This is a genomic window from Enterobacillus tribolii, assembly GCF_003363015.1.
GTDB classification, from domain to species: Bacteria; Pseudomonadota; Gammaproteobacteria; order Enterobacterales; family Enterobacteriaceae; genus Enterobacillus; species Enterobacillus tribolii.
Window position 1 is genome coordinate 295013 of record NZ_QRAP01000006.1, and the last position, 20678, is coordinate 315690.

Genomic DNA, 20678 nt, shown 5'->3' on the forward strand with positions numbered 1-20678 from the left:
GATGAATAACAGTGGAAAAAAAGCGCTGAGTGAAAAAAAAGCGGTGCGCATTATTATCGGCCATGCCTGCATTCTGACCCGGCGCGGGCTGGTGCAGCTGTTTGCCGGGTTGCTGCCGCAGGCCGACATTTTGAGTGTCGGCTCACTGCTGACGGCGGGGATCTACCCGGAAATTATCATGGCGGACCTGGTGGTCAGCGATATTGGTCACGACGTCGTCTCGTCGGCCGCCGGCACGGAACAACTGCTGCTGTTGCCGCAGATACGGGAAGGTAAGCCGCTGGTGATGATCGCGGAAGGCGAACACCCGGCGCTGTTGATGCAGCTTGCCCGCTTCTCCAACGTCTCCCTGATTTCCGCCAATGCTTCCCGGCAGAAGCTGAATGCGCAGCTCACGGAGATACTGGACGGCAAGCAGGTCATTGAGATGATGCCAGCACCGGCGCCGGCACAACAGGTTGCTGAGAAAAGAAGGGAAAAGCTGACAGCCTCAGAGCAGCGGGTGATGGCATTGTTGCGGGCTGGGTTCAGCGTGACTCAGATTGCCGGGCAACTGTGCCGGAGCGTAAAAACCGTGAGTACCCATAAGCGGCAGATCATGCGCAAGCTTGGCGTGACGTCGGAAGTGGCGCTGTTCGCGCAGAAATATGAGAACCATTGAGTACTTTTCGCAATAATTGGCGACCGGCTTGAGCCCGGACGGTTTAATAGCATATTGGCTGTAGAGCGTTGCCTGATACATGGCCTCGTCACTCACGGAGAGAAAATGAACCACGCCTGAAATATGAACCAGGCGTTGCGGCTCTTTTTTAAGTTCGGTCTGTGCGAGGCTGTAAGCCGTATTTAAATGCGCTATATGTACTCTTTCCGGAAACCTCTGTACCCATTGCCCGTTCATCAATAACAAAATAACGACTGGCTCAGGCAGTAACGCGATGCCTGTGCCATGAATTGCCGCTGCTTGTTGTACCTGTTGTACCCGCCCGCCACTGAAAATCCCCCTTGCGCAGGGATGCATATCATAATAACGCTCGCTATCCGCATGTAATAAGTTTCAGGATGCAGTATCTTATCGCTTTCCTCATTGCTTTCTCTGCCTCCAGAGAGGGCGTTGTTGTTTGTTACTTTGATCATTACTGCGTATGAATTCATTGAGAGAGGGCTATATGCTGCTTAAATTTTCCGTTAGAACAGCAATATTCGCGTTGGGGGGTATTTTTTCGGTAAATGCCGCGACGCTTGATTTGCGAATAATGGAAACAACCGATATGCACGGCAATATGATGGACTATGACTATTATCAGGATAAGGCGACGGATAAATTTGGTTTAGTCAGAGCCGCGTCGTTGATTGACGCCGCCCGCAAGGAGGTGCCCAACAGCGTGTTGGTTGATAACGGCGACGTTATTCAGGGCAGCCCGATGGCTGATTACCGGGCGGCAAAGGGGCTGAAAAACGGAGAGGTTCACCCCGTTTATAAAGCCATGAACCGGCTGGACTACGTGGTCGGCAGCCTGGGCAATCATGAATTCAACTATGGCCTGGATTATCTCAGCGCCGCCATCAAAGGGGCAAAATTCCCCTACATCAACGCCAACGTATTTGATGCGAAAACCAATCAGCCTTATTTTCGCCAATATCTGATCGTCGAAACGCCGCTGAAAGATCGCGATGGCAAAACGCATAATGTCCGTATCGGCTATATCGGATTCGTTCCGCCGCAAATCGTGTCGTGGGATAAAGACAAACTTGCCGGAAAAGTGACTGCAAAAGATATTACCGAAACGGCCCGGGAGTTGATTCCGCAAATGCGCAAAGAAGGGGCTGACGTTATCGTTGCCATTGCGCATTCGGGTTTCTCTTCCGATCCTTATAAAGCGTTGGCTGAAAACTCGGTGTATTACCTCTCTGAGGTGCAGGGCATTAATGCCATTATGTTCGGCCACTCGCACGGCGTGTTCCCCGGTGAGGATTTTGCGGCAATTAAAGGCGTAGATATCCGGCAGGGAACGATTAACGGCGTTCCCGCGGTTATGCCCGGCCGCTGGGCCGATCACATCGGCGTTGTGGATCTGGTGCTGGACGGCGAAGCCGGGAACTGGAAAGTGGTTGCGGGGAAAGCCGAAGCGCGCCCGGTATTTGATAAAGAGAGCAAGAAATCCGTTGCCGCTCCCGATATGGCAATGAGAGAGGCGCTGGCCGAGGATCATAAAGCGACGCTGAGTTTCGTCAGCGATTCCATCGGCAAGAGCACGACCAACGTGAATACTTATCTCTCTCTGGTTCAGGACGGGCCGGCAGTGCAGATTATTCAGGACGCGCAAAAAGCTTACGTCGAACATTATATTCAGGGCGATCCGGATTTGGCCGATCTGCCCGTATTGTCCGCCGCTGCGCCGTTTAAAGCCGGCGGCCGTAAGAACGATCCTGAGGCCTATGTGGATATCAGGAAGGGGGAACTGAGTTTCCGTAATGCCGCAGATCTGTATCAATATCCCAATACGCTGGTCGCCGTGAAGGTAAAAGGCCGGGACGTCAAAGAGTGGCTGGAATGTTCCGCAGGAATGTACAACCAGATTGACGTCAACAGCCGCCAGCCGCAGTCGCTGTTTAACTGGGACGGTTTCAGAACGTATAACTTTGACGCTTTTGACGACGTCAGTTACCAGATCGACGTTACCCAGCCCGCGCGTTATGACGGCGAATGCAGCTTGATCAACCCTGACGCCCAGCGTATTCAGTCGCTCAGCTACAAAAATAAGCCGTTGGACCCGGATGCGGATTTCCTCGTCGCGGTGAATAACTACCGGGCCTATACCGGAAAATTTGCCGGTACGGGCGAGAAAAACGTCGTTATTTCATCGCCGGATGAAGTGCGTTCCATCATTGCGCAATACATAGAAAAGCAGACGCAAGAGCGGGGCGCCTATACGCCGGAAAACAGAACCCGCTGGCGTATCGCGAAAATCAACGCCGACCATCCGCTGGATATCCGGATAGAAACGTCGCCGGGTAAAGAGGCTGCCGACTATATCCGGGAGAATGCCGCGCATCCCATGACGCCGGTAGGAAAGGACGACATCGGATTTGCTGTTTATAAAATAGATTTACAGCAATAAAGGGCGCGTAACGCCACCCGGCTTATGCGGGTGGCGTTGAATGAGAAATGCCGCGCAGGCATTCAGGAATGCACGGCCGTAAAATAACGGCGCATATTCAATATAGTTAAATCCGGAGGAACACATGGACAGACCGGTTTTCCGTAATGCCACGGCGTCAGACGTGGATCGCTGTTATGAGATTGAGTCCGCCGCTTATCCGGCGGATGAGGCGGCAACCCGGGAGAAAATTGCCGTGCGCATTGCACAGTATCCGGAAGGATTTCTCTGCATGGCGTTGGGCGGCGTTCTCATCGGTTTTATTAATTGCGGCTGCGCGTGGAACGTCGATATGTCGGCCGAAGAATTTAAGCAACTGATCGGGCACGATCCGGCGGCGCCGAACGCGGTGATTATGTCCGTAGTGCTGCATCCCGACTGGCAGGGCAAAGGGTATTCAACCCTGATGATGCGGGAGTTTGTCAGCCGGATGCGTCAGGCAGGAAAAGAAACTATCCATCTGATGTGTAAAGAAAACTACCTGAAAATGTATGAGAAGTTCGGCTATCGCTATGTAAAACCTTCCGACTCTACGCACGGCGGGGTGAAGTGGCTGGAAATGGTCATGACGTTGTAGCGGCCTGTGTTCCGGCACAATGCGCGGCAGCATCCGCGCTGCCGGGGCTTCATGGCGTGCTCTCCGCCGCCGTGGTTATCCCGGGCGGAGGCGGCGCTTCTGCACGCAGCTCTGCCCAGCGATACACTTCTCCTGTGGTATCGACCACGCAAACCTCCGTGTTCCGCCGTTCAAGCAACTGGGTGAACGTTAATGGCGGACGGTGCCGGAGGGTAATTCCCATCCACTGACTTATCAGCGCGTTATTATCCACAGTCGAATAAGGCGCGGAAACGGTGCCTTCAGGCAACCAGCCGGACGTGACCTGAGGGCTGCGCCAGAGAAACATCGGCACCTGAAACGCCGCCTGCGTTGGTTTTGCGCCGCCGTGCCGCCAGCCGTTTTTCTTCCCGCTCACCCGCTCCAGCCCGTGGTCGGAGAAATAGAGCAACGACGCGCGTTTTTGGCGCAGGCGGCTGAAAATCTGCCCCAGCAACGTGTCGGTGAAACGGATGGCGTTGTCGTAGCTGTCGTCGGGATCACCGGGCTCCGGGAAGTAACGTTCTTCTTCCGGATAGCGCTCGCCGGCGGGCGGGTGGCTGCCGTACAGATGTAAAACAATCAGCTTTTTGCCGGGGCGTTGCAGCGCCAGGTCCAGCGGCGCCAGTAAAGCATCGTCGTAACGTCCGTTCACCCATTGGCGGAAATGGGCGTTCATCGCGATGCCGGTGATGGCGTTGCTGTAATCGCCGTACATCCCCTGATTGCTGTACCAGTGGGTTTCGAACCCGGCCTGGTTGGCGATATTGATGACGTTGTCGGCATAATGGTGGACATTCATGTCCGTGACGGTTGCGGCGCTCAGCGCCAGCGGTACGGCGGTGGCCGTGACCGGCGCGCCGCTGATAGCGTGGGTGAACAGCAGCATGTTGGGCCGTTCCTTGCCGGCTGCCGGCGTGGTCGGGCGCGAGTAGCCGTAAAGATGCATATTGGCCGGGCGGGCGGATTCCCCGATCACCACAACGTAGGTGTCGATGCCGGTGTCGTGCCGCATTAAATCATAAACCGGAACCCGGCGGGATACCGACGCGATCATCCTTTTGTCCCGGAGCGCCTGAAGAAAGGGGTTCAGGTTACTGACCGGCAGGTTGGAAACGACGCGTTGCAGCGGATCGCTGATGTTATTTTTACGCCACTGGTGCGCCACGGCCTGCAAAGTATAAATGCCGAGAGCGGCGCTCATGATTATCAGCGGCAGGGTGTTCAGGCGGGCGGGCAAGCGGGGCGCCAGATTAATTGCGGCAAACATAATGGCGGCGACGGCGATAAAAAACAAAACGTAACGCCGGTAAACCGTCAGCATTCCCACCGCCTCCCGGCGCTGGGTTTCCAGTACGCTCAGGGCGAAGCCGTAGCTGAAGCGACCGCGGTACTCCAGCCAGGAAAAGAGCGACAGGGACATATCCGCAGCAATGAGCAGAACAGGCGCCAGCGCGAGCAGGTTACGCAGCAGCGGATGATTGACCTGGGCCAGCGCCAGCAGCAGCGGAACCATCACCAACATCTGATGCAGCAGCTTATGCGGACGGGTCGTCAATGCCCCGACGCAGAGATACAGCACGCCGGTCGCCAGCAATGGCGACAGGCGCAGCAATATCAGCCATACGCCGCTTTTCGGTGTTAATAATTCATTCAGCATAGTTTTACGTTTGCGTTTATTACCGGCACGCCGTTTGCGGGGCGCAGCAAGGCCCGGTCACGTAAGTGACCGTAATGAAAGAAGTTTTATCCGTAATTAACTGTCTGGAAGAATAACGGCTGGGGTGAGGTAAAGATAATTGTTTTTATAGATCGTTTTTCAATTATTGATCGTTTCCGTCGATCAATATTAATAGGGGAAAGCAGAGCGGGAAGTTAACGCCGGTATTATTTATGGATGAAATAACGGTCATGGGGAACAGGAGAATTAGGCAATATTACCGGCGCAATCCGGGCGCTGGCTATCACCCGGATTATCATCGTCACCGCCTTGGCCGGCAGAGGGCGCTTTAGTGGCGGCGAATTACATGTTGCAGCCGGCGTAAACCCGCAGGCGGTGCCCGTCTGGATCGGCCGCCGTGAAGGTGTAACCGAAGTCCATGTGCGTGGGTTCCTGCAAAATAGTCAGGCCGCGTGCGCGCCAGTCGGCCAGCGTGGCATCGACGTCTTTTGCGCCGGCGAGGGAGAACGCCAGCTCGCATCCGCCTGCCGGGGCAGTGGCGGGCGGCTCGACGTCCTGCTTCAGCCACAGGCCGAGCTTTGCGCCGGACGCCAGAACGAACATGGCGAAGGTCGGGGCGCTTTCGACCGGCGCGACGCCGAACAATCCGGCATAGAATTCGGCGCTGGTGGCCGGGTTATCGACATAGAGAATGCAAAAGTCCGGGTTCATCATTTTTACTGCTCCTTGGGTGGCGTTGAGGGAGGCGCAACGGCGTCTCCGGTACGGATACCTTAGGGGCAGGGAGTGACAGATTTTGTCAGCAGTCGCGCTTTATTGAGGGGGAATGCCTTCGCACTCGCGCCATTCCCTGAGCAGCGCCTGCCGTGAGCGGGGGTAGCGCTGCTCGGCGACGGACAGCTTCCCGATGCGGTCCGTGCGGAAGTTCCTGAAATCCTGACGCAGCTCGCACCAGGCAACCAGCAGGCGCATGTTGTCGAAGAAGCCCAGCGCGAAGGGCCAGACGGTGCGCGCTGAGCATGCATCGTTTGCATCGCGGTAGTCGAACGTTAATTTTCGTTCCGCCCGGATGGCGCGGCGTAATACGGCGAGATCCGCGCCGCCGCTGATGCGTTCAGGCGAGGGGCCGATAAGCAACGTGGTGGCATCGGGAGTATGACGCAATGCTTCCGGCAGCACGGCGGTGATTTTGCCGAGGGTGTGGCGGGCGGCATCGGCAAGGTATTCATCCCCGCAGTGCGCAACCCAGCGTGCGCCGAGCACCAGCGCTTCGATTTCATCTTTGGAAAACATCAGCGGGGGAAGCAAAAAACCGGGGCGCAGTACGTACCCGAGGCCAGCTTCGCCTTCAATGGGCGCGCCCTGCTCCTGCAACGTGGCGATATCGCGGTACAGGGTGCGCAGGGAGATCCCCAGTTCGCCGGCCAGATGCGCGCCGGTCACCGGGTAGCGGTGGTTACGCAGGATTTGAATCAGGGTTAACAGGCGTTGGGCACGGGTCATGGCGTATTTTTGTCCGGGATGAATGGAGAGAGTGTGCCAAAGATTGAACAGGAAGGGGAGGAGTATTGCGGGAGGGAAAACTCACAAAAAATCCGCCCGCGGCTGATTTCGCGGGCGGATCTTTCAAAAACCGGTTACGCCAGAACGCTGCGAACGTAATCGATGATTTCTTTGTTCTGTCCGTTTTCGAACAGGCACTTCTGGAAACGCTCACCGCTCACTGCGGTTTTCACCAGCTCAGGATCGATGCTGCGCAGCGTGTCCAGGTAGTTGTCCTTGATTACCGCGGCTTTCACCTGGTTCAGAATACCGGCGTTGCGTACCTGCGGTTCGCGGCGGTCCAGCGGATAGCCCTGACCACGCTCGCCGTCGAAGGCTTTTTCGAAGATGTAACGGACGTTCAGCTCCGCGCCCCAGCCGAAGCCTTTGGCGAAGGGCAGGGACAGCGCGTTGCCGTTGTTGATCTGAGCGAACAAAAACGCGTCCGCCGGATCGATGCAGTAGCCGCACACCACGCCCGGATGAACGTTCAGCGACATCAGCGCGCCCTGGCCGGTGCCGCAACCGGTGACCACGAAGTCAACGGCTTTGGCGTTCAGCAGGATGCTGGCCATGATGCCCAGATGGATGTAGGTCAGGTGATGATCTTTGTCGTCGCTCATGCCGACGTTGTGCACGCTGTGCTGCCTGGCATGTGCTACGGTTTCCAGTTGTTCCAGAACAATGGCGTTCTTCGCCGCCTGGCTGTTTTCCATCATCAGTGCGATTTTCATCTTGAGTCCTTAATACCTGTATCAAATCGGAAAAGCTTCCGGCGCGCGTTGGTGCGCCGGAGTGGGGTTATCAGCGTGCCAGCCAGCCGCCGTCAACGGCCAGCGTGTAGCCGTTTACGTAGTCGGAGGCGGAAGAGGACAGGAAGACCACCGGCCCCTTCAGATCCTGCGGCAGACCCCAGCGGTCGGCCGGGATACGGTCGAGAATTTCGCGGCTGCGGGCTTCATCGGCGCGCAGCTGCTGGGTGTTGTTGGTGGACATGTAGCCCGGCGCGATGGCGTTAACGTTGATGTTGTGCTTGGCCCACTCGTTGGCCATCAGGCGGGTTACGCCCATTACCGCGCTTTTCGACGCCGTATATGAAGGGACGCGGATACCGCCCTGGAAAGAGAGCATGGAGGCGATGTTGATGATTTTGCCGCCCTTGCCCTGGGCGATGAACTGCTTCGCAACCGCCTGCGACATAAAGAACACGGTCTTAATGTTGAGATTCATGACGTCGTCCCAGTCTTTTTCGCTGAATGCGATCGCGTCCTGACGGCGGATGATGCCCGCGTTGTTGACCAGAATATCAATGTGGCCGTATTCGGCAACGGCTTTCTCCAGCAGTTCGGGAATGACGTGCATGTCGCCCAGGTTGGCCGTCAGGTTAAGGAAACGGCGGCCGAGCGCGGTGACTTTTTCAATGGTGTCTTTCGGATCAACAATGTTGATGCCAACGATGTCGCAACCGGCTTCAGCCAGGCCGATCGCCATTCCCTGACCCAGCCCGGTGTCACATCCGGTGACGATGGCGACTTTGCCCGCAAGAGAGAAATTATCAAGAATCATGAGCAGTACCTTTTCCTTTGTTGCTGAAGCCGGGGGAACCGGGCCTCGTGAAGCTAAAAAGTGCCGGGAAGACGTTTACCGCGCGGTGGGGTGAAGTGTGTCCCGGATTGTTTAATGCCTGTAATTAACAATGTCTGTATTTAGCAATGGCTCTAGTGTAATGCTGTTACGTCATTTATTCAATGCATTTTAAAACAATGTTTCATTTTTATCGTTTTCGTATTTTACAGATAAACGGAGAACGTTTCACTGAGGGTGATAAAGCGTTCTCCGTTTGCGGCGGCCGCACAGGTTTGCCGCCGTTAGACGGTAATATTAACGACGTGACTTACTCAGAATACGTACTGAATGCCGACGCGATAACGGGTCTGGCGCTCGTCGGTATATTTAGACGGGCCGGATACGTTGGCGATGGCGGCGTAAGGACGCCAGTTTTTATCCCACTTATAGGTAATTTTCCCTTCGTACAACCAGTCGTCTTTATCGCCGTCCCAAAGAATGGCGTTCTCCGCATGTTTATATTCAAACTCGTTGGTAAAGGTATAGTCCGTGAGGAAGTTATAGCTGACTACCAGGTTAAACTGATGACCGCGCTCATCTTCTCCCGCGCCGCTGGCTACGCGCTTATAATAAGGACGGTAGCGGAAGGTGGCGGATAAGTCCTTGTTAAACTTGATGCCCGGGCGCAGGTACGGGCGATAGTTGTTGGTGGAGGAGCTGGACTCCATCGCCATACCGCCTTCCAGCGAGTAGGTGTCGTCGAACTTATACAGATAGCTGGCGACGATTTCGGTGCCGTTGCTGACGACGTCGTTATAGGCTTTATCCGGCTTATTGTCACCGGACTTCCATTTCACTTCAGAAGAAAGGCCGAAACCGTTGGCGAAACGATGGGAGATTAACAGACGATCGGCGTGGTTACGTTTAGAGGTGTCGCGCATTTCGTGACGATAATCAATGGTCACGGCCAGGGCATTAACGCTAAGCAATGACGTTACGGCTAAGGCAATCAGTTTACATTTCATCTTTGTTTATCCCACTTAATTATTAACACGTTAGATTAATATTTATATTCGTGCAGTGTCTTACTTGACGTAACTTATTATTATCTGATGCTTTAAATATAAAGTTTGAAAGCTTATTGACGTGCTTTATCCTTCCAGTTAAAGAAATATTGATTTAAGTGTTAGGTTTTAATTTAAAATATTAATGGTGAATTTTTATTTCCTTTAATTAATGATGAATCCTTGTGGTATTTACGGTCGCCGGTGTTCCGGCGACCGCAGGCGCCAACATTAACGCATTGCGCGTTTCAGTATACGGTTGCTCTGGCGTTCGAAGTGCGTGGTCGCTTCTTCGATGGACTTCTGGCCGTAGTCAATGGACTGAATAGTTTCACCGAACAGGGCGACGATTTGCGGATCGTCGAAGTAGGGCGAGGTTTTCAGCTCATGCGGCAGTTCCAGCGCCAGACGCATGCCGGCGACGGAAGGATCGTTCTCTTTGATCACGCCTTGTTCCGTCAGCTGCGTTACCGCCGCTTTGCTCAGCGGCACGCCGCGCTCGAGGCCGAGTGCGTCAATCCCTTCTTTGCTGTTAAGCAGGAAGTTGATCAGCAGGGCCGCTTCTTTCGGATGCTTGGTGGATTTACCGATAGAGAACATCTGCGCCGGTTTGAAGAACAGACCTGCGTCTTTGGCTTCCGGCATCATCGGGTAAGGGCCCAGATCCAGCTTCGCCGGCGGCTTCAGGTTGTTGGAATATTTGGTGATGGTGGAGTTCCACATGTAGGTCCCCGCCCATTCGCCGTTGATCCAGGGCTTCATCTCATACATGTTGCTCTTGCCGAACGAGGCATAATATTTCGAAGAAGGCATGACGTGGGCGTCAACCATCTTCTTATATTGGGTGAACAGCTCAACCCACTGCTCGTGGCTCCAGGCCAGCTTTGAGTTTTTCTCGTCTACCGCCGGCTGATTGTATTTCTGAATCATCCAGGAGCTGAGCAGCGCCAGCACGTCCTGATGCTCCAGCACCACCGGGAAATAGTTATCGCCCAGCTTCGTTTTAAACGTTTCACCGGCGCTGAGCAACGCATCCCAGTTTTTCGGGTAGTCAATGCCGGCCTGCTTCCAGGTCACGTCGTTGAAATAGAACACCCTGGCGGTGACCGAGGTGGGGATGCCGTTCAGCTTGCCGTTTACCGTGGTGAGCTGAAGGTCGTTAGGATCGAACTGCGTCAGGTCGAGCTTGTCGCCGACGGTGTTCAGATCGTAAAACCCGTCGCCGGCTTTGGAGAAAATCGGCAGCCAGTTCCAGTTCGTCTGCATGACGTCCGGCTCGGTGCGGCCGGCGATCTGGGTGGTCAGGCGCGACAGGTGGCCGTCCCAACCGGTGTATTCGGCTTTAACCTTGATATCCGGATACTGCTTGTGAAACTCCTCCAGCGCTTTCAGGGTGACCTGATGGCGGGCGTTACCGCCCCACCAGGACATGCGCAGGTTAACCTGTTCGGCCAGCGACTGCGCGGTAAACATCATCAGGGAGGAGGCTACGAGCGTCGTTATTAATTTTCTTTTCATGAGGTTCCATCCTGTTACAGGGTAAGGTTTGCTTCGGTTTCAGCATCAAAAATATGGCAGCGGTCCATTTCAAAAGTGAACCACACCGGGCGGTTCAGGCCGGCAGACAGCAGCTCCCGCGCCTCTTCTGACGGCATACGGCTGGTGATTTCCTCATTACCGACTTTGATATAGAGGAAAAATTCGTGGCCCATGTTCTCTGCGCGCACCAGGCTGCCGTAGCCGCTCTGGCCTTCGCCGGGCTGTGCATGCACGCTGACGTATTCCGGGCGTACGCCGTAGAACACCGCTTTGTTCAGGTGACCGGCGACCTTCTCTTTCTGCGCCGGCGTCAGGTTGAGCACCGCGTCGCCGACGCGAATCGCCACGTCATCGCCGTTACTGACCAGTTCGGTCTTTTTGATATTCATTTCCGGCGCGCCGATAAAGCCCGCGACGAACATATTCTTCGGGTAGTGGTAGAGGTTGTCCGGCGTATCGACCTGCATGATATGGCCCAGCTTCATCACGCAGATGCGGTCGCCCATGGTCATCGCCTCGGTCTGGTCATGGGTGACGTACACGGACGTCGCCGCTTTGCCGCTCTGCTTGAGCTGCTTGTGCAGGTCGGAGATGCGGATACGCATTGAGGCGCGCAGCTTGGCGTCGAGGTTGGACAGCGGTTCGTCGAACAGGAACACGTCCGGCTTTTTCACGATGGCGCGGCCGACCGCCACGCGCTGGGCCTGACCGCCGGACAACTGGCGCGGCAGGCGATCCATCAGCTCTTCCAGCTCCAGAATGCGCGCGGCTTCGTTGACCTGCTCGTCGATCTTATCCTTCGGCAGCTTGCTCAGCTTCAGGCCGAACGCCAGGTTTTCCCGTACCGTCATGTGCGGATAGAGAGCGTAGTTCTGGAACACCATCGCAATGCCGCGATCTTTGGGCGCCAGGTTGTTGACCACGCGTGAACCGATGCGGACTTCGCCGCCGCTGATGGTTTCCAGCCCGGCCAGCATGCGCAGCGTGGTGGACTTGGCGCAGCCGGACGGTCCGACGATCACCATGAATTCACCGTCTTTAATCGTCAGGTCAATACCGTGTACCGCCTTGAAACCGTTGCTGTACACTTTTTCCAGTTTGTTGAAAGTAACTTCAGCCATGATGAGATTCCTTTATTAACCTTTGATACCGCTGCTGGTGACGCCCTGCACGAAGTAACGCTGCGCCAGGAAGAAGACGATGATAGACGGCAGAATCGAGATGCTGGCCATAGCCAGGATTTCGTTCCACGGCGCGCCTTCAGTCACGTCGATAGACATCTTAAGGGCCAGCGCAATCGGATATTTTTCAACGCTGTATACGTAAATCAGCGGGCCGATGAAGTCGTTCATTGACCACATGAACTGGAACAGAGCCACGGAAATAATGGCCGGGCGCAGAATCGGCACAACCACGTACCACAGCACCTGCCAGGAGTTACAGCCGTCGATCTGCGCCGCTTCTTCCATGTCACGCGGTACGCCGCGCAGGAACTGAATCAGCATGAAGACGAAGAACCCCTGCGTGGCGAACGCCAGCGGCAGGTAAAGCGGCAGATAGCTGTCCAGCAGGCCCATCTCACGGAACATGATGTACTGGGGGATCAGCAGCACCGTGCTCGGCAGCAGCATGGTGGCGATCAGGGTCGCGAACCAGAACTTCTTCCACGGGATCTCGAAGCGGGCAAAGCCGTAAGCCACGATGGTGGAGGAGATAATGGTCAGCAACACCTTGGGAATCACGTACTTGAACGTGTTCAGCATATAGTGGCCGAAGGTGTACTCCGTACCGGTTTTCCAGCCGTTAACGAAACCATCGGACGTCGGGTTGGACGGCCACAGCCCCAGGGTGGTAAAGATTTCGTGATTCGGCTTAAACGATGCCGAGAACATCCATGCCAGCGGGTAGAGCATCAGCAAACCGACCAGGATCAACACGATATAGCGGAAGAGGGCGTTGAGCTTCTGGCGGCGCTCGGTGCGCCGGACTTCTTCTGCCGCGCTCAGCAGCGCATCGTTTTGCGATAAATCAGCCATTTTTTCCTCCTTTATCGGCGGAGTAGAACACCCAGTACTTCGACGACTTAAAGGCGACGGAAGCAAACAGTGCGACAACCAGGAACAGGACCCACGCCAGCGCGGCGCCGTAACCCATATCGAAATATTTGAACGCGGTGTCGTAGATATAGAGTGAGAACAAATAGGTGTAGTGGGTTGGTCCCCCGCCGGTAATGACGTACGGCGCGGTAAATTCCTGGAACGCCTGGGTGGTCTGCATGATGAAGTTGAAGAAGATCACCGGGGTAATCAGCGGCACGGTCACCTTGGTGAACATCTGCCACTTGGAGGCGCCGTCGATCATCGCCGCTTCATACTGCGACTGCGGCACGTTTTGCAGCGCGGCGAGGAAGATAACCATGGCGGAGCCGAACTGCCATACGCGCAGCAGGGTCACGGACATCAGCGCCAGGGAGGGTTCGCCCAGCCAGTTGACCGGGTCCAGGCCGAACACGCCGATAAAGCTGTTGAGCAGGCCGTCAATGGCGAACAGGGCGCGCCACAGCACGGCGATAGCGACGCTGCTGCCCAGGATGGACGGAATATAGTAAGCGGTACGGAACATGCCGATGCCGCGCAGGTTGAAGTTCAGCACGAACGCGATGAACAGGGCGAATGCCAGCTTGAGCGGCACGGTCAGAAATACGTAGGCAAACGTGATGCCCATCGATTTCCAGAACAGCCCGTCTTCCAGCAGCATGTGCCGGTAGTTTTCCACGCCGTTGAACACCGGCGGCGACATCAGGTCGTAGTCGGTGAAACTCAGTACGAAGGATGAAATAAATGGAAAGGCGGTAAATACTAATAGCCCAATTATGTATGGTGCGATGTACGCCAGCCCCAGCACTCTGTTCTCGTTCATTTCCTTAATCCTTGAGTAGATCCTGAATGATGCATCAAATGCGTTTGTCGTTGCCTGACGTTTTCCTCCTTGCCTGTGTAGTCGCGGCATCATCAGGTAAAACAAAATTTGTAAAAATCAGAAACGCTGTTTCAAAAAGATGCTAAGCGAAATTTTTTACCCCGTCATGTTCTATTTTGTGAAAATGTGATCAAGAATTGAAACGTTGTTTTATTTATTTTTTCTGCTAAATTTGTGTTAAAAAAGAACAACACCTAAATAAGACCTTTAATCGTTAGCAGTGTATATTTTTGCGTTGGTTGAATAATTACTGAATTACGTATTAACTTTGATTTTATGAAAAAAAATGCCCGGATAAGTTGTCCTATCCGGGCTTTCGTAAGAATTAGCTTTGTCTGTTAGTAAAAACGTTCGTCAGGAGAGAAAGTCCTGCCGCTGCGGCGTAAAGGTGTCGAGTAATACGCCTTTCTCCAGGCAAACGCAGCCGTGCATAATATCCGGTTGTTTATACAGGGTATCGCCGGCGCGCACCACGTGAGTTTCCCCGCCGATGGTGAACTCAAATACGCCGGATAATACATAGGTCAGCTGTTCGTGCGGATGGGAATGCATCGCGCCGACCGCGCCGGTTTCGAAGAACACCTTCACGCCCATCATGGCGCCGCCGTGCGCCAGAATGCGGCGGCTGACGCCGTTGCCCAGATCTTCCAGCCGGGTGTCTTGTTCAAAGGTAAACATCGGTTATTCCTCTTTCAGGGAAAGCAAAAAATCGTCCGGCAGGGTGGCGAGATACATCGCGGGCTGCCCTTCGAAGTCGGAGGTAAACAACACCTGACGGTTATCCGGGGAGAACGACGGGTGCGGGTGAGTAACCTGGCGATCGCCGTTCAGCACACGCCAGCTGCTGTTGTGCATAACCAGCGGCGCATAGTTCTTGCTCTGCGCGTCGAAGATATAAATCCACGGATCGTTTTCGATTTTATGCGCGCCGGTGTCCTTAACGTCCGCCGGGGTGCCGGAACCATCGCCGACCAGCAGGGTGCCGTCGTAGTTGCTCATCAGGTGGGAACAGGCCGGCATCTGCATCATCAGGGCGTCTTCGCCGCTGACCGGGTCGAAGCGGCGGATATAGCGATCCTGTTCGCCCTTCAGGTAAGAGACGTAGATCATCGCCGAGCCGTCAGGCACCCAGAATTCATGGGTGCAGCTTTCGCCCGGCGCGTGCTCTTTCACCTTGCGCACGTTGCTGCCGTCTTCGTTCACCAGCCACATGCGCGCATCGACCATGTCGTGCGGGCCTTCATGACAGAAGGCGACGGTGTTGTCGTCGAAGGGGCGGTAAATCGGGTGGCCGAGCCACTCATTGCCTTCCAGGATGACGCGTGCGTCGCCGCTGCGCAGATCGACGCGCAGCAGGCGGCAGTGCGGGTTGCTGGTATAGAACTCGCGGAAAACCTGCCAGCCGGTCAGCGGGCGCCAGTCGCTTTTCGCGATCTCGATGCCGACCAGGCTGGTGCAGTCGCTGTTGGCAACCCAGGTGCCGTAGCCGACCCACGCTTCCGGCACCTGATAAAGGGTGACTTCGCTCTGGTCCTCAAGGCGCACGCGTTGCAGGCTGCGCTCGTTCTTTACATAGTACAGATACTGATCGTCCGGCGACAAAAAGCCGCCGAAGGTGTTGTCACCCTTACCTTCGGTAAGTTGCACGGCGCTTTGCCCGTTCAGGTCCATCAGGTAATAGTTACGGTTTCCGTCGAATTCACCGGCGAACAGCAGCTTATCGCCCGCGCGGGTGAAACACTTCTGATAGAAATAGTTACGGTGGCACAGTACGTCCGGCGGCGTCAAACGGGTAACCTGAGCGCCTGTCCCTTCGTCGGAATAAGAATGAAAATTGAGTTTAACGATATCGCCCTTGGCCATAATACACTCCGGTGAATTAGTCGATCCCTTTCATGCCCAAATCAGTCGCCAGTTATTAAAACATCATTTCATTATTATGAAAACATAATATCACTTCAAGTTTGACGCAGTCCGCAGATAAGTGAAAAACGGGAGAAAAAGGGAACAGCAAAAAGAGGGGATAAACGGAAAATAGGGGCGCGGAGGAGTTTCTCCGGGAGGATGAAATAAACCGTCAGGCCCGGAAGCCGGGCCTGACGGTGTGCTTAAAACACTTTTTCCTGCAAGGCCCAAACCGCGGCTTCTACCCGCGATTTGAACCCCATTTTTTTCAGCAGGTGCTTCACATGCACTTTCACGGTGCTTTCGGTAATGTCCAGCTTACGTGCGATCACTTTGTTCGCCAGCCCCTGGGCGATCAGGCGCAAAATGTCGCCTTCCCGCGGCGTCAGTTGCCGGATGTCGCGCCCCGGCGCAGGTTTGCTGCTGCGCAGGCTGGCGGCCAGCACCGGCGTCAGTGTTTCGCTCAGCACCATCTGCCCGCCGGCGGCCTGCATCAGCGCCGGCAGCAGTTCCTCCGGCTCCATGTCTTTGAGCAAATATCCGTCCGCCCCGCGTTTCAGCGCGCTGATCACATCGTCTTCATGATTGGAAACGGTGAACACCACCACGCGTCCGGAGAGCGTGCGCAGGCGCAGCTGATCGAGGGTATCAAGGCCGTTCATACCGGGCATGTTGAGGTCGAGCAGGATCAGATCCGGATCGAGCTGTTCCGCCAGGGCGATACCCTGCTCGCCGTTGCTGGCTTCGCCGATCACCTTCAGGCGTGGCTCCAGGCTGATAAGCTGCTTAACGCCGTTGCGCAGCATCGGATGGTCATCGATCAACAGAAGGGTGTAGATGTCGTCCTGTGATCCAGCGTTCTGGGTCATGGATATTTCTCCTTTAACCGTTCACGCCGGACTCGGCGGGGAAGCGAATACGGACTTCGGTTCCTCCCGTTTCGCGGCGTGAGATAGAAAACTCGCCCCCCAGACTGCGGGCGCGGTCGGCCATGATAATCAGGCCGTAATGGCTGCGGCGTTCCGGGGCGTCGTCGATCCCCTTGCCGTCATCGCGGATAATCAGTTCGTAGCCTGCGCCCGATGGCCCTGCATACAGCGTAACGTGACGGGCGGCGGCGTGCTTGAAGATATTGCTCAGCGCCTCGCGGGCGATTTGCAGCAAATGGATCGCCTGATGCGAGCTGACGCTGCGCGGCGGCAGGCGATAATCGAAATCGATGGCGAACCCCAGGCGCTGATTGAACTCCTCCACCGTGGTATGCAGCGCCGCCAGCAGGCCTGGCTCCTCCAGCCGCAGGCGGAAGGTGGTCAGCAGCTCGCGTAACTGACGATAGGCGGCGTTAAGCTCTTCGCGCATTTCCTGCAGCAGGGCGGTGACATTTTCCGGCAGCGCCGTTGACTGCATTTGCAGGAAGCTGATCTGCATTTTCAGGCAGGACAGCGACTGGGCGATAGAGTCATGCAGTTCGCGCGCGATGGCCGCGCGCTCTTCCATCACGATGAGCTGCTGATGCTGCTCGGCCTGCTGTTCCAGCGCCAGCGTGCCGGTGATTTGCTCCGCCAGGGTATGGATGAGCTGACGCTGACCGTCGGTCAGGGTTTCGCCTGCGGGCAACTGGCCCAGCAGCAGGCCGTAGCGACCGACCGCATCGTTCAGGCTCCAGCTTAGCACCTCTTGCGGCGAACCCGGCGGGTAAGCGGGCGGGTTCAGGCAGGCCCTGCAGTCGGGCCGGGCGCAGCCGGCGGGGCGCGTGGCCTGGGTGGTGCCGTATTCATTAAATTGCTCGTCGCGGTTGTTTTCATACAACCGTATTTGCAGCGCTTTAAGCGGCGTCAGCGCTTCCAGTTCGTTCAGCACCGGCACCAGCCGGGTGCACAACGGCCCGCCGGTGTGCAGGTGCTGACTGGCGCGGTACAGGAAAGAGAGCACGCGGTTTTTTTGTTGCAGGTCGTCGGTTTTCTCGGCAACCAACATTTCCAGCCTGCCGTACATCTGCGACAGCTCGCCGGACATTACGTTAAGCGCCGCGCCGAGGGTCGCCATTTCGTCCTGCGCGTTGCCTTCGCTGAAGCGTTTGGTGAAATCCCCGCGTCCGATGGCGTGCGACATCCCGACCAACTGCCGCCAGGGGAGCAACAGGCGGCGGCGCAGATACCAGACGGTGACCGCCAGCAGCAGCAGGGTGAGCGCGATAAACACTTTCTGCACCAGCGATACCAGCCGCAGGCGTTGTTCGGTCTGGCGGTCGAGCGCCGAAACCATCTCGTCGAGTTGCGCGACGAAGCCGGCCACCTGTGCGTCGGCGCTATCGCGGTTGCTGGCGGCGTTCAGCGCCGGGTGCAGCGTTTGCTCCCAGTAGGCGCACAGTTGTTGATAGCGGTTCTGCAACCCGGCTTCCTGTATCGCGCCCAGCATGGTGCGGCTGTGCAGGGTTTGCTCCAGCTCGTCGATCAGGGGCTGCGCGTCGCTTTTCAGCGGCACGAGCGTCAGCAGGCGATAGCTTTGCATACGCAGCGAACCGGCGCTGTTAATGGCGTGGGCGTTCCCCTGGATGCTCTGCGCAATCCAGCCGGAAATGCTCACGCCCGCGATGCCCAGCAGACCCAGCATCAGCATCAGGATGGCGACCTGTTTGATGATGGAAAAGCGGGTGCAAAAATGTCTCATGAAGGTGCTACCGGATTAAGGGCCGACAGGAAATCCTGGGATGCGTCTTTGTAAATCATCCTGCGCAACAACCCCATACCCATAACGAATTACCCCTTAATAACCAAGTGGTTGAACTGAGGGGGGCTCCGGGTGTTAAACGAGAGGCAACAGATTGATTTGATTTTGACTATTGTCTCTTTCCTGACTACCTATTACGGAGGCTACCCGATTTTCCCCCCTATGGCTACCTTGGCTATCTTTGATCTCCGTCAAGTTTGAAAGCGGGCCGGTGCGTAAAAACTGCGCCATAACGCACGAAAAAGATCAGAGGTTTCTATGACACAAACACCGCAATCCGATCGCCCGCAACAGGGCACCCTCCGGGATTGGCGTCCGGAAGATCCCACATTTTGGCAGAACGGCGGGCAGCGTATCGCCAACCGTAACCTGTGGATTTCCATTCCCTGTCTGCTGCTGTCGTTCTGCGTCTGGATGTTGTTCAGCGCCGTGGCGGTTAATCTCAACAAAGTCGGGTTCAATTTCACCACCGATCAACTGTTTATGCTGACCGCGCTGCCGTCGGTGTCCGGCGCGATCATGCGTGTGCCGTACTCGTTCGTCATCCCGATTTTCGGCGGCCGGCGCTGGACGGCGATCAGCACCCTGTTTCTGGTGGTGCCCTGCCTGTGGCTCGGCTTCGCGGTGCAGAACCCTGCAACCCCTTATTGGGTATTTGTGGTTATCTCCCTGTTGTGCGGCGTGGCGGGCGGTAACTTTGCCTCCAGCATGGCCAACATCAGCTTCTTCTTTCCCAAGAACAAGCAGGGCGGCGCGCTGGGGCTGAACGGCGGCCTGGGCAACCTGGGCGTCAGCGTGATGCAACTGGTGGCGCCAATGGTGATCGCCTTCGGCATGTTCGGGATTTTCGGCGGCGGCGGCCATTTGCAGGACGACGGCTCGACCATGTGGCTGGAAAACGCCGCCTGGGTGTGGGTGCCGTTCCTGGTCGTCGCCACGCTGTTCGCCTGGTTCGGCATGAACGATCTGGCGGCCAACAAGGCGTCGCTGAGCGAGCAGTTGCCGGTGCTCAAACGCGGCCACCTGTGGATGCTGAGTATTCTGTACCTGTCCGCGTTCGGCTCGTTCATCGGCTTTTCCGCCGGATTCGCCATGCTGGCGAAAACCCAGTTCCCCGACGTGGTGATCATGCATTACGCCTTCTTCGGGCCGCTGCTCGGCGCACTGGCGCGTCCGGTGGGCGGGGCGCTGTCGGACCGCTTCGGCGGCATCCGCGTGACGCTGGTGGACTTCATGCTGATGGCGATATTCGCCGTGGCGCTGTTCTTCACCCTGCCGGATCACGGCCGGGGCGGTTCCTTCCCGGCGTTTTACGCCGTCTTCATGATGCTGTTCCTGACCGCGGGTCTGGGCAGCGGCTCTACTTTCCAGATGATTGCGGTGGTGTTCCGCAAAATTACCGTTGATCGGGTGAAAGCGGACGGCGGCAGCGACGAACAGGCGCAGCACGCGGCGGTGACCGACACTGCCGCCGCGCTGGGCTTCATTTCGGCCATTGGCGCCATCGGCGGGTTCTTTATCCCGAAGGCATTCGGCACCTCGCTGGAGCTGACCGGCTCGCCGGCCGGGGCGATGAAGGTGTTCGTGGTGTTCTACGTGGCCTGCGTGCTGATCACCTGGCTGGTCTACGGGCGCAACCTGAAAACGCTGGCGACGAAACAGCCGCGCTAGTGTTGTGGCGAATTGTCCGCCGGGCAAAAAGCCTCCGTCGGGAGGCTTTTATTTGCCCCGGCAATCAGTGCTTGTACCCCTAAATAGTTTACTTAACGCGGGATGTTCAGCGTTCGGATAAAAGTTGATATTAATGTCCATTGATATCAATAGGATATGCAAATACTCCGTCATTATCCGTTGGGAGTATTTTGCCCGCCGGCGCTGTTTCAGGGCAGGTTCAGCCTTGATCCCAATCAATTAGCGCA

Annotated in this window: 18 protein-coding genes; 4 read left to right on the top strand and 14 right to left on the bottom strand. The window is 56.2% G+C overall.

Annotation, left to right across the window (positions count from 1 at the left end; all coding sequences use genetic code 11):
- The first annotated feature begins 1 nt into the window (after position 1).
- The 3 genes from C8D90_RS14610 to C8D90_RS14625 all read left to right on the top strand — a co-directional run bounded on the left by C8D90_RS14610 (position 2) and on the right by C8D90_RS14625 (position 3735).
- Positions 2-661 carry a response regulator transcription factor gene (locus tag C8D90_RS14610; protein ID WP_115459186.1) on the top strand — a complete coding sequence of 220 codons (660 nt, stop codon included), beginning with the start codon at positions 2-4 and terminating at the stop codon, positions 659-661.
- Between the two features lie 508 nt (positions 662-1169).
- Complete coding sequence (locus tag C8D90_RS14620; RefSeq protein WP_376744972.1) at positions 1170-3119, top strand: bifunctional 2',3'-cyclic-nucleotide 2'-phosphodiesterase/3'-nucleotidase; 1950 nt, start codon at positions 1170-1172, stop codon at positions 3117-3119.
- A gap of 124 nt (positions 3120-3243) precedes the next feature.
- Positions 3244-3735, top strand: coding sequence for a GNAT family N-acetyltransferase (locus C8D90_RS14625; RefSeq protein ID WP_115459189.1), 492 nt, complete (start codon positions 3244-3246; stop codon positions 3733-3735).
- Positions 3736-3784: 49 nt separating this feature from the next.
- Here C8D90_RS14625 and C8D90_RS14630 read toward each other — a convergent pair whose 3' ends face one another.
- The 14 genes from C8D90_RS14630 to narX all read right to left on the bottom strand — a co-directional run bounded on the left by C8D90_RS14630 (position 3785) and on the right by narX (position 18699).
- Entirely contained in the window at positions 3785-5413 is a 1629-nt protein-coding gene (locus tag C8D90_RS14630) for a phosphoethanolamine transferase (RefSeq protein WP_115459190.1), read from the bottom strand.
- A 363-nt stretch (positions 5414-5776) separates the two neighbouring features.
- Positions 5777-6148 carry a VOC family protein gene (locus C8D90_RS14635; protein ID WP_115459191.1) on the bottom strand — a complete coding sequence of 124 codons (372 nt, stop codon included), beginning with the start codon at positions 6146-6148 and terminating at the stop codon, positions 5777-5779.
- Between the two features lie 99 nt (positions 6149-6247).
- Positions 6248-6937: a helix-turn-helix transcriptional regulator gene (locus C8D90_RS14640; RefSeq protein WP_115459192.1), complete on the bottom strand. Its 690-nt coding sequence runs from the start codon at positions 6935-6937 to the stop codon at positions 6248-6250.
- Positions 6938-7071: 134 nt separating this feature from the next.
- Positions 7072-7710 (bottom strand): RpiB/LacA/LacB family sugar-phosphate isomerase, encoded by a 639-nt coding sequence (locus tag C8D90_RS14645; RefSeq protein ID WP_115459193.1) that lies wholly within the window; start codon positions 7708-7710, stop codon positions 7072-7074.
- 70 nt (positions 7711-7780) lie between these two features.
- Entirely contained in the window at positions 7781-8542 is a 762-nt protein-coding gene (gene kduD / locus C8D90_RS14650; protein ID WP_115459194.1) for a 2-dehydro-3-deoxy-D-gluconate 5-dehydrogenase KduD, read from the bottom strand.
- 332 nt (positions 8543-8874) lie between these two features.
- On the bottom strand, positions 8875-9567 hold the full coding sequence (locus C8D90_RS14655) for an oligogalacturonate-specific porin KdgM family protein (protein ID WP_115459195.1): 693 nt from the start codon (positions 9565-9567) through the stop codon (positions 8875-8877).
- Positions 9568-9837: 270 nt separating this feature from the next.
- Positions 9838-11124 carry an ABC transporter substrate-binding protein gene (locus C8D90_RS14660; RefSeq protein ID WP_115459196.1) on the bottom strand — a complete coding sequence of 429 codons (1287 nt, stop codon included), beginning with the start codon at positions 11122-11124 and terminating at the stop codon, positions 9838-9840.
- A gap of 14 nt (positions 11125-11138) precedes the next feature.
- Positions 11139-12266: an ABC transporter ATP-binding protein gene (locus C8D90_RS14665; RefSeq protein ID WP_115459197.1), complete on the bottom strand. Its 1128-nt coding sequence runs from the start codon at positions 12264-12266 to the stop codon at positions 11139-11141.
- A gap of 15 nt (positions 12267-12281) precedes the next feature.
- Positions 12282-13181 (bottom strand): carbohydrate ABC transporter permease, encoded by a 900-nt coding sequence (locus C8D90_RS14670; protein WP_115459198.1) that lies wholly within the window; start codon positions 13179-13181, stop codon positions 12282-12284.
- The gene (locus C8D90_RS14675) at positions 13174-14064 is read right to left on the bottom strand and encodes a carbohydrate ABC transporter permease (RefSeq protein ID WP_115459199.1); all 891 of its coding nucleotides are present in this window, start codon (positions 14062-14064) and stop codon (positions 13174-13176) included. Before C8D90_RS14675 ends, C8D90_RS14670 begins: the two co-directional genes overlap by 8 nt.
- Positions 14065-14478: 414 nt before the next feature.
- Entirely contained in the window at positions 14479-14802 is a 324-nt protein-coding gene (locus C8D90_RS14680; RefSeq protein ID WP_115459200.1) for a cupin domain-containing protein, read from the bottom strand.
- A gap of 3 nt (positions 14803-14805) precedes the next feature.
- Positions 14806-15987: an oligogalacturonate lyase family protein gene (locus tag C8D90_RS14685; RefSeq protein WP_115459201.1), complete on the bottom strand. Its 1182-nt coding sequence runs from the start codon at positions 15985-15987 to the stop codon at positions 14806-14808.
- A gap of 245 nt (positions 15988-16232) precedes the next feature.
- Positions 16233-16898 (bottom strand): two-component system response regulator NarL, encoded by a 666-nt coding sequence (gene narL, locus C8D90_RS14690; protein ID WP_115459202.1) that lies wholly within the window; start codon positions 16896-16898, stop codon positions 16233-16235.
- A 13-nt stretch (positions 16899-16911) separates the two neighbouring features.
- Complete coding sequence (narX, locus tag C8D90_RS14695; RefSeq protein ID WP_115459203.1) at positions 16912-18699, bottom strand: nitrate/nitrite two-component system sensor histidine kinase NarX; 1788 nt, start codon at positions 18697-18699, stop codon at positions 16912-16914.
- Between the two features lie 318 nt (positions 18700-19017).
- On the opposite strand from narX, the gene C8D90_RS14700 reads away from it, so the two are divergent.
- On the top strand, positions 19018-20430 hold the full coding sequence (locus tag C8D90_RS14700) for a NarK family nitrate/nitrite MFS transporter (RefSeq protein WP_115459204.1): 1413 nt from the start codon (positions 19018-19020) through the stop codon (positions 20428-20430).
- The last annotated feature ends 248 nt before the right edge of the window (positions 20431-20678 follow it).